At 53.4% G+C, this 4,903-nt stretch carries 2 protein-coding genes and 1 pseudogene; 1 reads left to right on the top strand and 2 read right to left on the bottom strand.

Annotated elements, in window-relative coordinates; genetic code table 11:
• A pseudogene (locus AQR02_RS17805) lies at positions 1–1,493 on the bottom strand (PrkA family serine protein kinase); the annotation flags it as partial.
• Positions 1,494–1,855: 362 nt separating this feature from the next.
• A complete protein-coding gene (locus AQR02_RS17800) occupies positions 1,856–2,767 on the bottom strand; it encodes an AraC family transcriptional regulator (protein ID WP_054941625.1) in 912 nt (303 codons plus the stop codon).
• A gap of 181 nt (positions 2,768–2,948) precedes the next feature.
• Between AQR02_RS17800 and AQR02_RS17795 the strand changes: the two genes are divergently transcribed.
• Positions 2,949–4,903, top strand: a 1,955-nt coding sequence (locus tag AQR02_RS17795; protein ID WP_245237526.1) for a glycoside hydrolase family 52 protein, incomplete at its 3' end; no start/stop codon positions are given.

Genomic DNA, 4,903 nt, shown 5'->3' with positions numbered 1-4,903 from the left:
AAGATAGTTGTTCAGGATCGTCCGGGCCGATTCCTCGAAGGAATAGACGAAGGCCCGCTGCACTTCCGTCTTGGCTTTATGGTCGTATTCCTTGCGGGCCATGGTGATCAGGTTCATCAGCCGCTCGCGCTCCTCCTTGGAGATCGAAGCATGTTGATCAGGCCTTCTTTCAGAGAGCGGAGCACATCCAGTGCGTTGATGCAGTATTTATTGCCCTTAATCAGGGCGCTGGAGATGCGGTTGATGACATAACGCGGGTCGACCCCGGCCATGCCTTCATCAGAGTGCTCCCGCGACAGCTCGTCCACATCGCCGCCTTTGATGCCGTCCACTTCCAGACCGTCGTACAGATACAATTTTTTGAGCAGATCAATTCCGGTCTTCTTGGGTTCTTTGAGGCGGGACAGCACAGTGAAGACGGACGCGGTCCATAGTGCATTGGGGGCAAGGTGTACCTGATTGTTCAGGCCTGAAGCATCCACAAGCTTGCGGTAAATCCGCTCTTCCTGGGAGGCTTTGAGATTATAGGGAATGCGCATGACGATCATGCGGGAATGGAGGGCTTCGTTCTTTTTGTTGGAGATAAAGGCGCGGTATTCGGTTTCGTTCGTGTGTGCGATGATCAGCTCATCAGCTGAGATTAAGGCGAATCTTCCCGCTTTGAAATTGCCTTCCTGGGTCAGCGACAGCAGATTCCAGAGGAACTTCTCGTCACATTTGAGAATTTCCTGGAACTCCATCAGGCCGCGGTTGGCTTTATTCAGCTCGCCGTCGAACCGGTACGCACGCGGGTCCGATTCGGAGCCGTACTGGGTGATCGTGGAGAAATCGATACTGCCGGTAAGATCGGCAATATCCTGCGACTTCGGGTCGGAGGGTGCGAAGGTGCCGATGCCCTTGCGGTCGCTTTCCGAGAACAGTATGCGTACAACCGGCATCTCCTCGATCCGTCCGCCATGCTCATGCTCCAGATTCATCCGGCAGACTGGGCACAGATCGCCTTCGATATGAACGCCGTATTCGCGGCGGAACTCCTCGCGGAGCTCACGCGGAATGAGGTGCAGCGGTTCTTCCTGCATCGGGCAGCCCTTGATGGCATATTGCGCACCTTCAGGGGTGCGGGTAAAGTCTTCGAGCCCGTGCTTCAGCAGAGTGACCAGCGTAGACTTCCCGCCGCTGACCGGACCCATAAGCAGCAGCAGCCGCTTGCGGACATCGAGGCGCTGTGCGGCTGGGCGGAAGTATTCCTCCACCAGCAGCTGGATCGAATCCTCAAGGCCGAACAGGGTGCCGCTGAAAAATTTGTACTCCCTGCGGCCGTCGCCAAGCTCAGTAACGCCAGCCGATTCAATCATCCGGAACACCAGTTCATGGGCGGTACCGGCGATTTGGGGATGTTCTTTGACAAGCCCTAAATAATCGGGAAAAGTACCCTCCCAGAAGAGGTCGTTTTCCTTGTCCCGATAGGTGAACAGTTTCTCTAAGAACGTCATGCTTACCGCCTCCCATTGTATTATCCGTAAGGCAAAGGGTACGAGGTGACCGGCCGGGCGACATGTAGTAGGGCATCCGTGAAGCATCCGACAGAACAGCAGAGACATTCTTTGAAGCTATGTGGTTATCTTTCAATTTTAACATATTATCTATCATTGTTCGACAACAAAAATGTCATTGAATGATGGAAATTACTAGATTTGGAACTATAACGGCCGAAAATTATATTTATCGCTTCTATAATGTTATTTAATATGACATAGAAATGAATGATTACACCCGTGCAGTCCGCTGCGCTGCGCCTAAGTATTGAATCCTGATAATAACGCCAGCTCAGTCCGCGCATATGCATCGTATCTCATCAATATTCCCTTCCTGATTCACGGTACTCCCTGGGAGATTTGCCGTACCAGCGTTTGAACTGGCGGCTGAAATGAGCGATATCGCGGTAGCCGAGCAGGCCAGAGATATGGCTGACCGGCAGCCGCAGATCGTCCAGCAGAACCTTGGCCTCATGAAGCATCTGCTGGGAAAGGAACTCCCGGGGGGAGAGACCGAACACCTGCCGGAATACCCGGTAGCAGTGCGAGGAGCTGATCCCCAGCTCTGCAGCAATATCATCGACGCCAAGCGTCCGGTCTTCCTGTATATCATGCTTGAACTGCTGATAGACAAGCCCTTGCAGGCGGCTGCGGATCTGGTGGGCAAGCTCTACCTTCTCGTAAGTGGCAGAATCATGCAGATTCGCCTCAATCGAGAAGGCCTCCCACAGCTGGCCGAACAGGTCGAAGACCGCAGACTGCAGCATCATCCGCTGAGACATGGTAATATCCCCATGGATTGTGGTTGAAATGTCCACTAATTTGCTTAGAGAAGGTGTGAGTTTATGCGCAATGGGGCTTTCCGCGGTAAAGAGCATATGATTCAACCGGCTCAGCAGCGAGATCAGAAGCTTGTCATCAATGTCAAAATGAATGCAGAAATAGGTGAACGGCTGGCCGTTGCCGCTCCGGCTGGAATGGGAGTCTCCGGGCCTGAGCAGGACCAGATCCCCGGCCCGCTGCGTATAGCTGCGGTTATTTACGATAATCCGCTGCTCCCCTTCAAGCACATAGTTGAATTCGTACTGCGGGTGGGCATGAATTGGATAATTCCAAGCACCGCTTACTTTCCTCAGATGCATGCCGAACAGGTTCAGCGTAGTTTTTACGTCCGGGATAATCGTTTCACTGATGCTTTGTCCAAGTGCAGGCGGCATAAAAGCGGAAGCCATGAGCAGTTCCCCCTTGGTTTATCTAGTTCACTGGTGTGTCTATTAGTATAGCTGACATTAGCTTGATTTGGGTAAATTATTGCTTGATTTGACAATGTTCCCGCCGGGCGGCCCCGTGGTAGGATAAGGAAGTACCATCAGAGCAATCGATCCTAAACGTACGAACCGGGAAGGAGTCATTATGACAAAATCTAATCTGTTCTACAATGTCCAGCATTCACCTATAGGTGCTTTTGCAAGCTTCACTTTAGGTTTTAAAGGCAAACATGGGGGACTTGGACTGGAGCTGGGTAAACCGGCTGACCAGAATGTGTATATCGGATTCCAGTCCGCAGACGGTGCAACTTACGAGGCGCTGCCCTTTTTCGATCAGGTCGAGGATGCCGGCGCCAGATACGATATTGAAAAAGCTGATGAAACCGCGAAGGAATTACAGCAGGGGTTCCCTGTTCCTCCGGGTGAGAATGACGAAGCTAAGCCAAACGGCGGGTATCAGCCGACAGGCGTTCTTTTGAAAGCGTTTCAAGACCATGAAATCAGCAGAATACTTGGGGCGGCGACTGATACCTGGCAGGCGGGTGACCTGACTTTTCAAGTGTACTCCCCTGTCCGTCCGGTGCCTGATCCGGCCGCTGCTGATGAAGCTGCGCTCAAGGCAGCCCTGCTGCCGGCAGTCTTCGCCGAGCTTACACTCGACAATACAATGGGTACTTTTACGCGAAAAGGCTTCTTTGGTTATGAAGGCAGCGATCCCTACAGCTCCATGCGCAGACTCAGCGACACCAGCGGCGGGGCTTTTCAGGGAATCGGGCAAGGCCGTCTGATGGCAGTTGCCTGTGATGCTGAGGAGGTCCAGTCTGCACTCGGGTTCACGATGGAGAAGATTCTGGAGGCTAAGCTTGCGCACAACCTGGCATTCGGACTGGGCGGCACGGGCGCCGTGTTGATGGAGGTTCCTCCGGGGGAGAAACGGACATACCGTTTTGCCATCTGTTTTTACCGGGGCGGATTGGTGACCACAGGTATCGATGCCAGCTATGCATATACCCGTTACTTTAACAATATTGATGCCGTGGCCGGCTATGCGCTGGAGCATTTTGATGAGCTCACCGGTTCCTGTTCAGCAGCGGATGCATGGATTGCCTCTGCCGGGCTTACCGGAGATCAGACCTTTATGCTCTCGCATGCGATTCACAGCTATTATGGCAGCACACAGCTTCTGCACGACGGAGACCGGTACATCTGGATCGTGAATGAAGGCGAATACCGGATGATGAATACGCTGGATTTAACGGCGGATCAGCTGTTCTTTGAACTGGTAATGAACCCGTGGACGGTGCGCAATGAGCTCGAATTGTTCGTGGACCGCTACAGCTATGAGGATAAGGTTGTCTTTCCGGGCGGAAACGAGGAGTACCCCGGAGGGATCAGCTTCACTCATGATGTCGGTGTAGCCAATGTATTCTCGCGGCCGCAGTATTCCGCTTATGAGCTGGCCGGGCTGGATGACTGCTTCTCTTATATGAGCCATGAGGAGCTGGTCAATTGGCTGGTCTCGGCGCTCGTCTACATCGAACAGACCAAAGACCGCGATTTTACTGATAAAATGCTCCCGACACTCCGTGCCTGCTTTGACAGCATGCTGAACCGCGATCATCCGGACAGCAGCCAGCGCAACGGCCTGATGGGTCTGGACAGCAACCGGACGCAAGGCGGTGCCGAAATCACTACCTATGACAGCCTGGATACCTCGCTTGGGCAGTCCCGCAATAACATTTATATGGCAGGGAAATGCTGGGCGGCGTATGTAGCGCTGGAGAAGTTCTTCGGACAGGAAGGACTGGCTGAACTGGCAGCAGAGGCAGGGCAGCAGGCCGTGAAGTGTGCCGCTTCGCTATCTTCCCAATTAAACAGTGACGGTTATATTCCCGCTATCATCCATGAAGATAACCAATCCTGTATCATTCCGGCGATTGAAGGCCTGGTCTTCCCGCTCTTCACCGGCTGCGGAGAAGCGCTCGATCCCGGCGGCAGATTTGCAGAGTATCTCAGCGCGCTGAATACCCACCTCCATACGGTGCTGGTTCCGGGCATCTGCCTGTTCGAGGACGGAGGCTGGAAGCTGTCGTCCACAAG

This window comes from Paenibacillus ihuae (assembly GCF_001368795.1).
Lineage (GTDB): Bacteria > Bacillota > Bacilli > Paenibacillales > Paenibacillaceae > Paenibacillus_AQ > Paenibacillus_AQ ihuae.
This window is presented reverse-complemented; position numbering and strand designations above follow the sequence as displayed.